The organism is Leptolyngbya sp. FACHB-711, assembly GCF_014695615.1.
In the GTDB taxonomy this organism is placed as follows: domain Bacteria; phylum Cyanobacteriota; class Cyanobacteriia; order Elainellales; family Elainellaceae; genus Leptolyngbya_A.
The window spans coordinates 16,359-31,831 of record NZ_JACJOR010000515.1; the positions used below are offsets into that span (position 1 = coordinate 16,359).

Annotated in this window: 12 protein-coding genes; 4 read left to right on the forward strand and 8 right to left on the reverse strand. The window is 52.7% G+C overall.

The features are described 5' to 3' along the window. Positions 1-630: 630 nt before the first annotated feature. Positions 631-1,557, forward strand: coding sequence for a DUF8619 family protein (locus tag H6F80_RS24975; RefSeq protein WP_190794217.1), 927 nt, complete (start codon positions 631-633; stop codon positions 1,555-1,557). A 35-nt stretch (positions 1,558-1,592) separates the two neighbouring features. Here the strand turns inward: H6F80_RS24975 and H6F80_RS24980 are convergent, their stop codons facing one another. From H6F80_RS24980 to H6F80_RS24995, 4 genes are all read right to left on the reverse strand, one after another. Further along, on the reverse strand, positions 1,593-2,210 hold the full coding sequence (locus H6F80_RS24980) for a precorrin-8X methylmutase (RefSeq protein WP_190794218.1): 618 nt from the start codon (positions 2,208-2,210) through the stop codon (positions 1,593-1,595). A 191-nt stretch (positions 2,211-2,401) separates the two neighbouring features. Next, on the reverse strand, positions 2,402-3,223 hold the full coding sequence (locus H6F80_RS24985; RefSeq protein WP_190794219.1) for a TPM domain-containing protein: 822 nt from the start codon (positions 3,221-3,223) through the stop codon (positions 2,402-2,404). 163 nt (positions 3,224-3,386) lie between these two features. After that, on the reverse strand, positions 3,387-3,560 hold the full coding sequence (locus tag H6F80_RS24990; RefSeq protein ID WP_190794220.1) for a hypothetical protein: 174 nt from the start codon (positions 3,558-3,560) through the stop codon (positions 3,387-3,389). 345 nt (positions 3,561-3,905) lie between these two features. After that, positions 3,906-4,241 (reverse strand): YbjQ family protein, encoded by a 336-nt coding sequence (locus H6F80_RS24995; RefSeq protein WP_190794221.1) that lies wholly within the window; start codon positions 4,239-4,241, stop codon positions 3,906-3,908. Between the two features lie 36 nt (positions 4,242-4,277). On the opposite strand from H6F80_RS24995, the gene H6F80_RS25000 reads away from it, so the two are divergent. Continuing rightward, positions 4,278-5,396, forward strand: coding sequence for a tetratricopeptide repeat protein (locus tag H6F80_RS25000; protein WP_190794222.1), 1,119 nt, complete (start codon positions 4,278-4,280; stop codon positions 5,394-5,396). A 116-nt stretch (positions 5,397-5,512) separates the two neighbouring features. Beyond that, positions 5,513-6,631: an AI-2E family transporter gene (locus tag H6F80_RS25005; RefSeq protein ID WP_190794223.1), complete on the forward strand. Its 1,119-nt coding sequence runs from the start codon at positions 5,513-5,515 to the stop codon at positions 6,629-6,631. A 51-nt stretch (positions 6,632-6,682) separates the two neighbouring features. Here H6F80_RS25005 and H6F80_RS25010 read toward each other — a convergent pair whose 3' ends face one another. The 4 genes from H6F80_RS25010 to H6F80_RS30955 form a co-directional block, all read right to left on the reverse strand. Then, positions 6,683-7,018 carry a HesB/IscA family protein gene (locus tag H6F80_RS25010; protein ID WP_190794224.1) on the reverse strand — a complete coding sequence of 112 codons (336 nt, stop codon included), beginning with the start codon at positions 7,016-7,018 and terminating at the stop codon, positions 6,683-6,685. A gap of 262 nt (positions 7,019-7,280) precedes the next feature. Continuing rightward, on the reverse strand, positions 7,281-7,661 hold the full coding sequence (locus tag H6F80_RS25015; RefSeq protein WP_199296816.1) for a phosphomannose isomerase type II C-terminal cupin domain: 381 nt from the start codon (positions 7,659-7,661) through the stop codon (positions 7,281-7,283). Positions 7,662-7,737: 76 nt separating this feature from the next. After that, positions 7,738-7,968, reverse strand: coding sequence for a hypothetical protein (locus tag H6F80_RS25020; RefSeq protein WP_190794226.1), 231 nt, complete (start codon positions 7,966-7,968; stop codon positions 7,738-7,740). 178 nt (positions 7,969-8,146) lie between these two features. Next, positions 8,147-10,060 (reverse strand): phosphodiester glycosidase family protein, encoded by a 1,914-nt coding sequence (locus H6F80_RS30955; RefSeq protein ID WP_190794227.1) that lies wholly within the window; start codon positions 10,058-10,060, stop codon positions 8,147-8,149. A 730-nt stretch (positions 10,061-10,790) separates the two neighbouring features. Between H6F80_RS30955 and gltB the strand changes: the two genes are divergently transcribed. Continuing rightward, entirely contained in the window at positions 10,791-15,422 is a 4,632-nt protein-coding gene (gltB, locus tag H6F80_RS25030; RefSeq protein ID WP_518523646.1) for a glutamate synthase large subunit, read from the forward strand. Positions 15,423-15,473: the final 51 nt, after the last annotated feature.

Here is a 15,473-nt window from a genome sequence, read left to right on the forward strand (position 1 = left end):
GAAGCCAACGATTGAAAAGCTCTCCAGAACTTCGATTTGCCCGTATTGCTTAATGGATTAAATTACTTGACGAATCATTGCCAGAGGTAAACTAACCAGACAAGTTATATTCGCTTCACCCTGCCAGGTCTTTTCACGCGCCTCCATACGCTCCAGGATTCAGTCACTTGCCGAGCGCAGTTATGTTGAGAAGGATATACCGTGAGAAAAGACAAAAAAATTGCCTGACCCTATAAGCCCCCAAGGTCAGGCAGTCTCACCTGTAAGGACGCGCTTTAACCAGAAGAACCTGTACAACCAAATTGCCCCCTAGTTGTTCAGTTTTTCTGAGTGCGTTCTCCAGAAGTGAATTCATTGTGTCTTTTCCCCACGCCTTATCACGTCGAGACAAGTACGGAAGTTATACGAGAAACGGCGGCTCGACGAATCAGAAATCCGTAAATTTACCTTTTGCACTGAACTCTTTCCGGCTTAATAGGTTTTGAGGTTCGTGGGGTGGAGGAAGTTGAGGGGAAGTTGAGGGGGAAGCGGGCAGATCAGGAGTAGATTAGGGGCAAATCAAACAGACTGATGCTAGGCTCAGAGCAGTGATTCCGTCATTTTCCGGTTAACCGATCGCATCTTCAGGCTATGTTGATTCCTTTAACGCGCAAGAAATTTGAGGAACTGATTCCAATCTTTGCTACCGGAGGACAGTACAAGTATTACTGGGGCAAACCTTCAGACTTTTTGCGGCGATTTCTGTTTTCGCTGACGGCGGTGGTGGCGATCGTTCTAATTGAATTTCTTCTGGGCGGGGCGTTTCGGAATATCTTTTTCATGCTTGGTTTTGCGACAGCGTTTTACTGGCTGTGGTCGCCCATCTTTTTTTCCACGCAGCGAAATCTGGCTTGTCGGCGATATAAATATAGCGGCTTTTTGCAGGCAGAAGTCCTGGATGTGTTTTTTAGCGAAGAACTGATCGGCACAGAAGAAACTGTGAATAAGCGCGGCGATCTGGTAGTGATTGAAAACCGGGAACGCTGCCTCAACTTGGAGATTGGTGACGATAGCGGCTTTGGTACAAAAATTCAGGTGCCGCTTCAGCGTGAACATCGGGGCATTCGTCCGGGCGATCGCGCAGCTCTGGTAGTGATGTCCGATCGGCGCGATCTCAGCCTGATCTCCAAAATTTCAGATGTCTATTTGCTTGACTATGACCTCTGGGTGTCTGACTATCCCTATTTGCAGCGGCAAATTTTTGCTGAACTCTGTCAGCGCATGGAGCGGTCAGCGCAGGACTTTGACGATTCCTTCCAGGAGCGGCGCAGCGATCGATTTGATCAGCGATACGACGATTATTCTGGGGAACTGGGCAACCAAAATGACGATCGATACGGCGATCGACTTGCAAACAACGAGCCATACGATCGTTTTGACGACCCTGGAGCCAGAACGGAGCGTTACCGAAATCGCTCTCGCGGCAATCGTGCTAACCCTGATCGGCAGTCTCGTCGCTCCCCGCGCAGGCCTCCGCTCCAGCTTGATTCCTATCCTGATGATCTGCGAGACAATTAGCCTTAGTTCGGCTTTAGTTCATTCGCCTCGCTGATTTAATTGTCCTTACCGTATGCCTGCCACGCCAGGTCAACTAAGCTATTGACGATCGCCGCCGCAACCACTGCACTTCCCTTGCGTCCTTGAATGTGGATATAGGGCACGAGCGAATCTTTTAACCGCTCCACTGCCTTGCCCACCCCCACAAATCCGGCAGGCGTACCAATCACCAGGGCGGGCTTGATTTCTTCGGTTTCGATTAATTTCACTAGCTCAATTAGGGCGGTTTGTTCCTGTCCAATGACAAAAATGCCCTCTGGGTAGCGATGTGCCAGCGTTTCGATACCCCAGGCAACGCGGGTTTTTTCGCGCTGTGGACGAGTGAGTGCATCCATGCTGCAATAAACTGGATTGGAAAACGTGCTTTGAATAAGCGGCGCGATTCCGACCTGCACCATTGGCACATCGACCACGATCGTACTGCGGGCAGCGAGGGCAGCAGCTCCGGCTTGTAGAGCTTGATCTGAAAAGCGAATCAACGACTTGTACTCGAAGTCAGCCGTTGCGTAAATAATCCGACGTACAATCTCATATTCCGAAGGTGAAAAGGAATGCTCACCGATTTCGGTATCAATGATTCTGAGACTTTCAGCATCGGTGATATGCCACTCCATCACTACCCCGAAAATGCAGACGACTGATGCAGGCGGAATGAGCAGATTGCGATCGAAAAAGCGATCGAGACATTTGCATTAGACCGCAGACCTGCTAGATCATACGCGGAATTCAGTCTGCTGTCCAAGCTTAAAGGAGTGATTCAATGGGCAGCGGGAAGCAGTTTCCCCTTGAGAGTCATTGAGCAACATCAGGTTTCAGAGGTTGAAGATGAATTACGAAGCATGGGGGACAGGTATGCAACCAGCGCGCCCAGCATAAATCCGGCAATGTTGCGGAAGAGAGGGAGCCAGTCTGAAGTCCGGGTCACAACAGGTCCAATGCCAAAGGCAATAAATAAAATGCCCCAAAGCGGTGAAAAAATCAGTGCCCACTGCCAGGAGAAGGCTTGCTTTGAGCCACGCGGCTGAGCGGCAAAGCCAAACACCACGCCGCCAATCAGCGAAGTAATCAGGGTGAGAATCCACTGCTCTCGCGGAAGCCCCGGTACAACTTGGCAGCCCCCCTGCCGGATACAGGTTTTAATCGAGCCCAGCGCACCCAGAATCGAGGCATCTTCCCCGTTGTCTCGTACAAAGAACTGATTGCCGTAGCGCGTTTGCAGCTCGATCCAGAAAGTGCGTGGCATTAAATTAAAGAGATCATCTCCAACGCTGAAGTTGAGCAAATTGCCACCGCGCGGGTCAGCTACCAGCATCACGCTGTGGTTGTCCAGCCCCCAAAAGTCTTTGACAGCTCGCCCTGGTGTGCGATCGTACTGAGTTAATACCCGCAGTTTCCAGCCTGTCTCATCCTCAAACTGGGCTAAATCCTGCTCTAATGTCTCTTGCTGAGTCGTGGTGAGAGAGTCTGCCAGATCAATTACTGGGGTTTGATGATCAGGAAGCAGCTCAGGATTGTTGTAGGCGTGAGCGACAGGAGCGATCGACCAAGACAAAACCGTGATCAGCAGGGTTGCCAGAACGCTAAACAGAACTCGAACCGAATAATTTTTATCAGCTTGTTTGGACATTGACGCGATTTAGAAACGGGTTGAGATAGGGAAAGAAATGGACTGAAAAAGCCCTCTCAACGAGTTCGTACAGCAGAGCAAGCTAATGCGGCAGAGCAAGCTAATGCGGCAGAGCAAAAATGAGAGTGGTAACAGCCTGTTCTTAATATTTGTTTACTTTAATCTAATAATAATCATAGTAGGGGGCAAACCCAGTACCGTCAATGTTCTTTTTACGCTTCACCAATGGGAGCCGGAATGCCATCAGGACGCTATTCTCTAGTCCGTCCACAAGCTTCTCAACGAACAAAAGCCCCCGGCTGACCTGAACCGGGGGCTTCTCTGGAGTAAGGGGCACTTGCCTGATTGTGACGAAGGGTTAATCGAATGACACTCTAGCTAAAGGCAGATTCTCTTTGTTTCGAAGGGAAAAGCGCGATCGAAAAAGAAGAACGACAAAATCCCCCAACCTACAGGCTAGTCGGGGGTTAATGGATTCACTATTTCGTCCAAAGCATATCCTAAGAATGAAGAAAAGCTTAATCTCTCGCAGGATAGATCCTGTTCTAGGCATTCTTATATAAAGGCTTAGCTAGAAGCAGCTAGAAGCGTAACGGTTCAGCTTTGGTGCAAGTCAGGGACAAGAGCCGGGAAGACTGCTTACCTGACGGATAACATGGTTTCTGTTGATTTGCTTGCTGACTCACTGCGGACTTTGAAAATAGACTGCCGTACCTGTTGCCGTAATCAATAGCAGGCTACCTGCCTGATCGAGGCTAATCGTGCCTGTGTCTACTTTGATTCCAATCACGGCATTGGCTCCTAGCTGTTCTGCCCGTCTTGCCAGTTCGTCCAGGGCTTCTTGCTGTCCTCGCTCAAACACCCGCTCATAGCTGGCAGTGCGTCCGCCGATGATATCCCGAATTCCAGCAAAGAAATCGCGCAGTGCATTTGCACCGTAGACCACTTCTGCCGTTACAACTCCCAAATAGGACTGGACGATCGCGCCTTGAATGACATCGGTTGTTGATAGAATCATCTATTGGTTGTCCTCACATTGACAAGTTGATTCTAGATGAACTTTTTACCCTTGCGCCGCCCTACTCTATTCACTGTTGGCGTTTTGCTTTCGGCGAGTCTTGCTAGCGTACCCCCCCTGCTGACGATCGCCCAGCCTGGTCTGGCTCAAACGACCGCTGCGGATAACGACGAGCGGCTAAATCAGCTCTTTGAGCAAGGACAAAATCTGGTGCGGGCAGGCAACCTGTCCCAGGCGGTCGAGGTTTATCAGCAAGCCGCCACGCTCGCCCCAGACAATGCTCGAATTTTTTCGGCGATCGGTTTTCTTCAGGCGCGACAAAACAACTTTCAGGCAGCCGCAGAAGCCTATGAGAAGGCAATTTCTCTAGAATCAGACAACGCCGACTTCTACTATGCGCTGGGGTTCAGTCAGGCAAGCTTGGGCAACTATCAAAACGCGGCACAGTCTTATGAGCGCGCAACCCAGATCGATCGCAATAATGTCGATGCCTATCTGGGGCTAGGAATTGTGCTGGCACGTCAGGGCAATCTGGAAGGCGCGATCGCAGCCTATCAGCGGGTGCTGGCTCTGCGTCCTAACAATGCGCGCATTTATGAGTCGATCGGCTCTGCCTACCTACAAAAAGGAGACTATCAGGACGCACTTCAGGCACTTCAGCAGGCGGCTCGGTTGGATGCCCGTCGCGGCAGTATTCAGCTTAATCTGGGTGTCGCGCTGCTGAATCTGGGCAATACTCAGGCAGGCATGGATGCGCTGAAGCGGGCTTCAGATCTAGAGCCGCGCAACGGTGTGATCCGCATGCAGATTGCTGATGTTTATCAGGCACAGGGAAATGTTGAGCAGGCGATCGCCCTTTATCAGCAGGCAATCTCGGTGCAGCCCAATCTGAAAGAGGCTTATGTTGAACTGGGTCAGCTTTATCTGGAGCAGCAAAACTATTTGCTGGCGATCGTTACCTACCGGGAACTGACTGAACTCGTACCGCAGGATGCCGATGCGCATTTCTATCTAGGTCAAGCCCTTCAAGGACGAAACCGCGCTGATGAGGCGATCGTTGCATTTCGGCAAGCCCGCGACCTTTATGAGCAGCAAAATAACCGGGATGGTCTGGCTCAGGCAGAAGCCGCTCTGGAAAAATTGGGTCAGGGCTAGCGCGATGAACTCGTCCAAGTTCTGACTTTGGGTAACTGCCAGATCCTAGAGAAATATGGCATTCTTAAATCCATAATCTTCTTGGAGTCTTGCTCCAGCTTGTTCGGTTGCATTCTATGTTTCAAGCCCTCAGCCGAGTCCCACGCTTTATCACTTGGGGATTGGCGTTTCCACTTCTGTTTCTGAATGGTTGGCTGCTGCTGCTCGTGGTGCGAGAGCTGGAACCCCTTGTCAGCATTTTAATTTCAGCAACGGTGATCGCCTTCCTGCTCGATTATCCGATTCGGTTTCTAGCACAGCTCAATATGCCCAGAGGCATTTCGGTGACACTGGTTTTTCTAGTGTTCATCTTTTTGCTGATTACGCTGGGCTTTTTCCTGGGTCCGCTAATTCTGCGACAGGCAAACGAACTGCTGACACGCTTGCCGGAATGGATCGAGTCGGGTCGGCAGCAGCTCAACAGTCTGGAAACCTGGGCAGCCGAGCAGCAGCTCCCGATCGACATTCGGGAAAACGTGGTGCAGAATATTGCCCAGCTGGGCGATCGGCTCTCGCGCACCCTGCGGCTCTTGACCGGACAGCTCGTGAGTCTGGTATTTGGGGCGATCGGCAGCATTGTGAATGTGTTTTTGACGATCGTGTTTGCGGCGTTTCTGGTGCTGCGAGGGGAGAGTTTGTGGACGGGGCTACTGAGCTGGCTCCCGGCACAGTGGAATACACAGATTCGCGAATTTCTGCCGGACAACTTTGAGCGGTTTATCGTGGGTCAGGTAACGCTAGCAACGATTTTGAGCGTTGAGCAGACCACGACGCTGTTTATTCTGGGTGTGCCGCTCGCGCTGCTGTTTGGTGTGGTGATTGGAGCCTGTAGCCTAGTGCCCCTGGGTGGCGTAAGCAGCATTATCGTGGTGAGTCTGCTGCTTGCCCTGCAAAATTTCTGGCTTGGCGTCAAGGTGCTGCTGATTGCGCTGATCGTGCTGCAAATTAATGACAACGTAGTGGGTCCGCGCATTATTGGCGACATTACTGGGCTGAATCCTGTCTGGATGCTAATTTCGCTGTTTATTGGTTTGAAGATTGCAGGCGGTTTAGGGCTGATTATTTCCGTGCCGATCGCCAGCTTTATTAAGGAGACAGGCGATCGAATTCGAGCTTCTAAGTTTGATCCGTTAGCAACGGCTCCGCCCACGACGCTGTTGATAGATGCGCCAGAACAGCCCCTGCCAAAGAAATAAGAACAGGCATTGAGGCACAACGGCTAATTTTAGACTGGCTGCTTTCTAGACTTAAGATGACGGCGCGATCGAAAAGGAATTGCCGCAGCCACAGTTTTGCACTGCATTGGGATTGTGAAAGCGAAAGCCGCCGCCCATCAGGTCTTCGGTATAGTCCAGCGTCAGTCCTTTCAGGTATTGCAGGCTCTGGGAATCGATCACAATCTGCACTCCATCGCAGTGAATGATTTGATCCCCTGACTGCTGCTGCTTGTCCAGTTCCAGCACGTAATGCAAATCCGCACAGCCTCCTGCCTGAACGCTCAGCCGAAATAAAGGTTGAGCCTTGCTTGATTGTGCCTGGATGCGGTTTACTTCGGTCACTGCCGCCTGGCTCAGGTGAATCATAGTCTTTGCTATCTTCTTTTCGCGGTTTTTATCGTTCACTATCTTACTGCGATCGATTTTTTCTATTCACACTTTCTATTCATACGGAGTAAAGCGATCATTATTTTCCCTGTGCCAAGGAGAATTAGAAATCCTGCGTCAAGGAGAGCCAGAAATTCCGTGACGGTTTGCGAACATTAAAAAAAGGGGCTTACTGCCCCCAAGCCAACGTCTCAATTGTTTGAATTCGTCGAACGCCGATCGACAGAACTGCGAGATTCGTCTATTTTTCGCGGGCGTAGTCATCCTGAAAGCGAATGATGTCATCCTCGCCCAGGTACTCACCGTTTTGCACTTCGATCAGCACGAGGGGAATGACTCCGGGGTTTTCCAGGCGGTGCTGGGTGCAGGCAGGCACATAGGTGGACTGGTTGCAGAACACCAGCTTTTCTTCGTCACCGCAAATAACTCGCGCTGTGCCCGATACAACAATCCAGTGTTCACTACGGTGGTGGTGCATCTGTAGGCTGAGGCGATGTCCCGGTTTTACTTCAATGCGCTTGATCTTGTAGCCCTGCCCTTCTTCCAGAACCGTAAACGCTCCCCAAGGGCGAAGTTCTGTTGCTGCAATGCTGGGAGCATTTACAGGGCTGGTCAGACTCAGGGCTGCCGATTTAGTTGCTTCTTTGGCTTGAGCCACGACTTTTTTCCTCCAATGCTGACAAAGCTAAGTTGAATGCTTAACGGCTGGAAATTGATAGGGCTGGAATCTGTAGGGCTGGAAGTTGAGAGGGCAAGGATTTGTAGGAGTTGGGCGAGTAGGACTGACAAGAACAGACGAGGGAGCCAGTTTGCAGCTTTGGATGAGACGATCGATTCAAAACAGCGATCCAATCCTGAGGGCGAGTTTGAGCGGGGAGAGAACAAGCATGACGTGAATTGCCGTTCTGGAGTGAATATAGCAAAGTCATCTAAGCTGCCCCAAGACAATTGCCTCCAGTTCATTCAATTCACATACCCTCTTTACAATCTAAGCCGTCAGAGCCAGTCTGACTTTATGAAACTTTTTGCCGCAACCGAAGGATTACTTAGAACGCAAGCGGCTGCATTGCCAAACCTCGGCATAACTTCGGCACAGCTTCGGCATAACTACAGCCTAGGCTGCACAAATACGCCAATTCCGTTGTGGACCCGGGCAGCAGTGCTGGCAGGACGATCGATTAACTGACCTCCAAGATAAAGGGACGTTGAGCTACCTCCGTCTAAATTGAGGGCGTTCATTGCGCCAAGCTGCTGTGTGATCTGTGCAGTTTCTGCAAGGGTTGGACCCGCGCCCCCAATGCGGTTATGCACGGTGATGAGCATGAGTTTACCTGCCCCAGTCGTTGCAATCACGCTTCGAGAAGCAGCCTGCTGAATAAAGGCGGTTGAAAACTGCTCTGCTGTTGGATTCAGCACAATTTGCCCATCAAGCATGAGGACTGGACCACCCCCCAAAATTTGGCTGTAGCGGCTAAAGTTATCCGGCTGGACTGCCATCTCGATCTGGACAGAAGTTCCAGCTCTAAGGGCTTCCGAGGCAGTTCTATCCGATCGCACGACGAGCAAGTAACCGTCTGAAGGAATAGAAACCGGCGTTTGTCCGGCAAGACCCATTTGCTGCTGCCGCACGACTTGATTATTCTGCACCGTCATAACCACTTCGTTATTGAGGATTGGCGTATAGCTGGCTCCCCACTCTCGCGTATATCGGGCTGTGCCTGCATTGACAAAGCCACTGTTGAGCGATCGCAGCGTGATTCGATTGCCGTTGCCAGCAAGGAGGGTTTCCTGAATGCTGAGCTGTGCGATCGTGACATTGCCGTTTTCATCCCAGCCGATCGCGCCCCGATTCAGGATTGGACCCGACATCCAGCGCCCGTCTCGTCGAATTGCGCCCAAAGGCAATTGATTATTGCGGTTAAAAAATCCACCGTTAATAGCTGCGGCTGCCTGCGATCGCTGAGCCGTTGTCACCAAAGGCTGGGTGCCCTTCATGTCTGGATTGCCCCAGATTGGCTTGAGCTGCACTTCTGAACTGCGGGGATCAATTTCTAGCGCAACCACCGGAAAGCGATCGCCGCCCAAATTGACATACTGCTGAGCCCAGCGCATTCCCGGCGACCAGGCAATACTCTGCTCTTGCAGCGCATCGGCACGGATGTCAACCAGAATCCGGTTGGGATTATTCAGCGACCAGACCCTTGGACGGGCAGCATCAGCAAACCGGAGGCGGATCACGGTGCGATCGCCGCTGCTTGCCACATTCAATCCTCGGATATAGCTGCCCGGTCGCCCTGAAAACCCCCGCAGCAAGGCAGGCGCGATCGGGGCATCGAGAGTAATGACGGCTGCATTGCCTTCTTCGCTGATTTGCCAGGGCGTTGCCCGATCGAGATCAATCACAATGCGATCGCCCCAGGACTGCCGCCCCTGCCGGACAGACAAAATTTTTGCGGGCGGGGTGTTGATTTGCAGATTTGCCCCTGATATCTGCATCTCCCAGCCAAACTGTTGCGCCAGAGTCGAGATATTGAGATAGCGATATTGCTCGGTCAGCCAAGTGCTTAGCTTGAGCGGAGCCTGTGTGCCATCGGCAGTATTAGAAAACCACTCGATCGGCTGCTGAGTTTCGTCGTTGCTGCTCAGAAGATTGACGCCGAACCTGCGGGCTAAGGCAGCATCGCTGATGCCAATTTGCTGCTGTCGCTGGCTCCAAATCGCGTCGAGCGGACGACCATTGAGCGTGATCTGCCCGCCTTGACGAGTGAGCGGAACTGGAATGGTTGCCTGCGCCAGGGTGGGAACCCAGGCAGGACTGAGAAACGCTTTTTGAGGAATGGGCTGCTCAAAGGTATTAGCAATGACGCGCTGCCTTGTGAGGGCCAGGGACAGAGCAACGACCAGCAGGGGAGCGGTTAAAATCCAATGAACCCGCTTCAGGCTGAAGGTCTGAGGAACGTAGGTCAATCGGCGTTGATGATACCGACGACGGCGATGGGTGCGAATTCTAGGGTTAGTCACGGTGTGGGGAGAGAAAAAGAAGCAACCAGAAAACTGCTGCTGTTCAGCATAGTTTCTTTCCTTTTAGAATTCCGTCGATTGTTTCAAGTTGCCGCCAGACCGTTACAAATTGTTGTTAACTTGTTATCTACCGTTTTGTCTTTGAATTTTCTACCTTTCCAGTGAAATTATGTTTCCTGCCGATCGCTTCAGATGTCAGCTAATCCTGAAAATTGGGCGCGATTGCCCCTAGGAACGTAAAGTTCGCTTCATAATAAAGAAAGAAGCATGATCAAGCTTGCGGAGACGATCGCCTCAATCAGTGGGATAAACCCGACAGGGTAAACCACTGGCATACCAGAACTGCAACCCTTAAATAGACTCAACTGAGGTGAGGGATTGTCAAGGACATTGAGTTTTTATAAGATCTTCACTCTGTCTAAAATTTCTGCATTGCCAGCCTCTGGCGCAAATTGGTGATTTTTGCCTCAGCTCCGAAATTGGGTCGAAGGGCGATGACCTTTGTGAGTGTTTGAGCGGAGTCATTAGAAGCAGTGGCGACAGTACAGCTTGGCAGTCTCTCATGGCTGCGCCTGCATAGAGAAACCAGGGGAAAGAATCGCGGAAAATTTATATCAGGAACGAATCAGAAATGGTGCGGCTGTCGTTACCCAGCACCCTCAGGGGATGAATTGAATCAGCGGGCAAGTTCAGTGGGCAAGTCTAATCACCTCATGGGAGTAGTTCAAGCGTGAATCAGGATCGTCAAAATCAACAGGGAATCAATATGGGTTATGCAGGGCAGCGTTGGCTAGTTGAGGAGCGGGATGCTTGCGGAGTGGGCTTTATTGCCGATCAGCAGGGGCGCAAAAGTCATGAGCTAGTGCAAAAAGCACTTGCCGCTGCAACCTGTTTAGAGCATCGGGGTGGCTGTAGCGCAGACCAGGATTCGGGAGACGGCGCAGGGGTAATGACGGCAGTTCCCTGGGAGTTGTTGCGCGATTGGCTTTCGGCACAGGGCATTCAGGCGGCTGACACGGCTACTTTGGGCGTGGGTATGGTGTTTTTGCCCCAAGATAGCTCGATCGCCTCAATGGTGCGCGAGATAGCTAACGGCGTAATTCAGGCGGCAGGGCTGAAGGTGCTGGGCTGGCGCGAAGTCCCGGTAAAGCCTGCGGTATTGGGCATTCAGGCACGGGAAAACCAGCCGCAGATCGAGCAGGTGATTGTCCAGTCTGATTCCCTTCGGGGCGATGATCTGGAGCGACGACTCTATCTGACCCGCAAGCAAATTCAGCAAGCTGTTGAAGATGCCGCCGCGCAGGAGCCCAAATTGAACGAGCTGTATATTTGCTCTTTCTCGAACCGCACAATTGTTTATAAAGGCATGGTGCGATCGGTGGTACTGGGCGAGTTTTATCAGGATTTCCAGAATCCGCTCTATCAGAGTGTGTTTGCGGTGTATCACCGTCGCTTCAGCACAAACACGATGCCCAAATGGCACTTGGCACAGCCGATGCGTTTGTTGGGTCACAACGGCGAAATTAATACGCTGCTGGGCAATATCAACTGGATGATGGCGCGAGAGCCGGGCTTGTCGCATCCGGTGTGGGGCGATCGATTTGCTGACCTGATGCCCGTGGTCAATCCCGAAAACAGCGACTCTGCCAACCTGGATAATGTGATGGAGCTGCTGGTTCAGTCGGGGCGACAGCCGCTTGAAGCCGTGATGATCATGGTTCCAGAGGCGTATCAAAATCAGCCTGACCTGGCAAATTATCCCGAAATTACTGATTTCTACGACTACTACAGTGGACTTCAGGAACCCTGGGACGGTCCCGCGCTGCTGGTGTTTAGCGACGGCAAGATTGTGGGTGCAACGCTCGATCGCAACGGTCTCCGTCCGGCACGCTATAGCATCACCAAAGACGGCTACATTGTGGTGGCATCGGAAGCAGGCGTGACCGATCTGCCCGAATCTGAGATTCTGGAGAAGGGACGGCTCGGTCCGGGACAGGCGATCGCCTTCAACCTGGAAACGAATGAAGTTCTGAAGAACTGGGAACTCAAGCAGCAAATCGCCCAGCAACAGCCCTACCGACAATGGCTTCAGCAATATCGCTGTGAGCTGACCCTACAGGAATTCCCCGATGCGCGTCAGCTCGAAGCACCCGCCCTGCTGCGTCGCCAGACTGCCTTTGGCTACACCACGGAAGACGTGGAGATGATCATCCAGGAAATGGCATCTCAGGGCAAAGAGCCGACCTTCTGCATGGGTGACGATATTCCGCTGGCAGTGCTGTCGAGTAAGCCTCACCTGCTGTATGACTATTTCAAGCAGCGGTTTGCCCAGGTGACAAATCCGCCGATCGACCCCCTGCGGGAAAGCCTAGTGATGTCGCTGGGAATGTCGCTGGGTGAGCGGGGCAACTTGCTGGAGGCGAAGCCAGAGTTTGCGCGGCTGCTGAAGCTGGAATCTCCGGTGCTCAACGATGGCGACCTGGAGCAGATTCGTCAGTCGGGCTTAGAGACGGCGACCCTGTCTACTCTCTTTAAAGTGGCAGATGGTCCTGATGGACTTCAGCGGGCAGTGACACAGCTCTGTCAGGAAGCGACGGCTGCGGTGCGATCGGGTAAGCAAATTTTGATTCTCAGCGATCGATCGGGCGAGGGTGATCTAAGTCAAGAATACAGCTATATCCCGCCGATGCTGGCAGTAGGCGCGGTTCACCATCACCTGATTCGTCAGGGACTGCGGATGAAAGCCTCGCTGATTGTAGATACGGCACAGTGCTGGAGCACACATCACTTTGGCTGCTTGATTGGCTACGGAGCCAGTGCGATTTGTCCATACCTTGCCTGGGAAACGGTGCGCCACTGGTGGTTTGATGCTAAGACCCAGAAGCAGATGGAAACGGGCAAACTCTCGGCGATCAGCATTACGGGCGCACAGTATAACTACCGCAAGGCGGTCGAGGCAGGTCTGCTCAAGATCCTCTCGAAGATGGGAATTTCGTTGCTGTCAAGCTATCAGGGGGCGCAAATCTTTGAGGCGATCGGCATTGGCGACGATCTGCTGCACCTGGCATTTGAGGGAACTGCGTCTCGCGTGGGTGGCATCAGCATTCGTGAGTTGGCACAGGAAATCATTGCTGTTCACAGCCGCGCCTTCCCCGAACTGACGACGAAGAAGCTGGAGAACTTTGGTTTCTTCAACTACAAACCGGGCGGCGAGTACCACATGAACAGCCCGGAAATGGCAAAGTACCTGCACAAAGCGGTGGGCGACAAGAGCTACGACCACTACGAGCTGTACAAGAAATACCTGTCGGAGCGTCCGGTGACGGCTCTGCGCGACTTGCTAGATTTCAAAGGCGATCGTCCCTCTGTCCCGCTCGAAGAAGTGGAGCCTGTGGAAGAAATCGTCAAGCGATTCTGTACGGGGGCAATGTCGCTTGGATCGCTGTCGCGGGAGGCGCATGAGACTTTGGCGATCGCGATGAACCGCCTGGGCGGCAAGTCGAACTCTGGCGAAGGTGGCGAAGATCCGGTGCGCTTCAAGGTTCTGAACGATGTGGATGAAAACGGCAAATCGGCTGCGTTCTCCCATCTGAAAGGCTTACGCAATGGTGATACGGCAAGTTCAGCAATCAAGCAGGTGGCATCGGGTCGTTTTGGGGTGACTCCTGAATACCTGATGAGTGGCAGACAGCTCGAAATCAAAATGGCGCAGGGTGCAAAACCGGGTGAAGGCGGACAGTTGCCCGGTAAGAAGGTCAGCTCTTACATTGCGATGCTGCGTCGATCGAAGCCCGGAGTGACGCTGATTTCCCCGCCGCCTCACCACGACATTTACTCGATCGAGGATTTGTCCCAGCTCATCTTTGACCTGCACCAGATTAATCCGGCAGCCCAAGTATCAGTGAAGCTGGTGGCAGAAGTGGGCATTGGCACGATCGCTGCGGGTGTGGCAAAGGCAAATGCCGACATCATCCAAATTTCCGGTCACGATGGCGGCACGGGCGCATCACCTCTCAGCTCGATTAAACACGCAGGCGTCCCGTGGGAACTGGGCTTAACCGAAGTGCATCGGGTGCTGATCGAAAACCGATTGCGCGATCGCGTCCTACTACGGGCAGATGGCGGCATCAAAACAGGTTGGGATGTACTAATGGCGGCATTAATGGGCGCAGAGGAATACGGCTTCGGCTCGATTTCGATGATTGCTGAGGGCTGCATCATGGCGCGGATCTGCCATACCAACAACTGTCCGGTTGGCGTGGCAACCCAACAAGAAAAGCTGCGTCAGCGGTTCACCGGCATGCCAGAGCACGTCGTTAATTTCTTCTACTTCGTGGCAGAGGAAGTTCGATCGCTCTTAGCACGGCTGGGCTACCGATCGCTGAAAGACGTGATTGGACGGGCAGACCTGCTGAAGGTGCGGGAAGATGCCAGCCTCACCAAGACTCAGGCGATCAATCTCGACTGCCTGACCCACCTGCCGGACACACGCACCGATCGAAGCTGGCTAGAGCATGAAACGGTTCACAGCAACGGCGCAGTGCTGGATGACGAAATCCTGGCAGATGCCGAAATTCAGCAAGCGATCGCGACTCACGGCACGATCAGCAAGGCTTACCGGGTGGTCAACACCAATCGATCGCTGGGCGCACGAATTTCGGGAGCGATCGCGAAGCAGTATGGCGACACGGGCTTTAGCGGTCAGATCACGCTCAACTTCACGGGCAGCGTCGGTCAGAGCTTTGGTGCGTTTAACCTGGCGGGTCTGACGCTCAACCTGGAAGGCGAAGCAAATGACTACGTGGGCAAAGGCATGAACGGCGGCGAAATTGCCATCCGACCCTTTGCAGACGCAACCTATGCTCCTTCCCAAAATGTGATTGTCGGCAATACCTGTCTTTACGGCGCAACGGGCGGTAAGCTCTTTGCTAACGGACAGGCAGGCGAACGCTTTGCCGTGCGGAATTCGCTGGCGCAGGCAGTCATCGAAGGAGCCGGAGACCACTGCTGCGAGTATATGACGGGCGGTGTTGTCGTTGTTCTAGGTCGCGTCGGACGCAACGTGGGCGCAGGCATGACGGGCGGTTTAGCCTACTTCTTCGATGAAGATGGCAGCTTCCCTACCAAGGTCAACCCGGAAATCGTTAAAGTTCAGCGCGTTGTCACCCCCGCAGGCGAACAGCAGCTCAAAGACCTGATCCAGGCTCACGCCGATCGCACAGGTAGCCCCAAGGCAAAGGAAATCCTGGAAAACTGGTCAGAGGCTCTGCCGAAGTTCTGGCAGGTGGTGCCGCCGTCTGAAGCGGAAAGCTCGGAGGCAAATCCGAATGCTAGTGAAAAGGTGCTGGCTTCTGCTCAGTAATTAAGGCGATCGTCTGAATCGATCTATCTAATTGAGTTTCATCACTGTTCC

Bases quoted from the DNA above. Each gene is read 5' to 3' on its own strand.
- H6F80_RS25010 (WP_190794224.1), bottom strand. From the start codon at position 7,018: ATGATTCACCTGAGCCAGGCGGCAGTGACCGAAGTAAACCGCATCCAG.
- H6F80_RS25000 (WP_190794222.1), top strand. From the start codon at position 4,278: ATGAACTTTTTACCCTTGCGCCGCCCTACTCTATTCACTGTTGGCGTT.
- H6F80_RS25005 (WP_190794223.1), top strand. From the start codon at position 5,513: ATGTTTCAAGCCCTCAGCCGAGTCCCACGCTTTATCACTTGGGGATTG.
- H6F80_RS24975 (WP_190794217.1), top strand. From the start codon at position 631: ATGTTGATTCCTTTAACGCGCAAGAAATTTGAGGAACTGATTCCAATC.
- H6F80_RS24985 (WP_190794219.1), bottom strand. From the start codon at position 3,223: ATGTCCAAACAAGCTGATAAAAATTATTCGGTTCGAGTTCTGTTTAGC.
- H6F80_RS25020 (WP_190794226.1), bottom strand. From the start codon at position 7,968: ATGACTTTGCTATATTCACTCCAGAACGGCAATTCACGTCATGCTTGT.
- H6F80_RS24995 (WP_190794221.1), bottom strand. From the start codon at position 4,241: ATGATTCTATCAACAACCGATGTCATTCAAGGCGCGATCGTCCAGTCC.
- H6F80_RS24980 (WP_190794218.1), bottom strand. From the start codon at position 2,210: ATGGAGTGGCATATCACCGATGCTGAAAGTCTCAGAATCATTGATACC.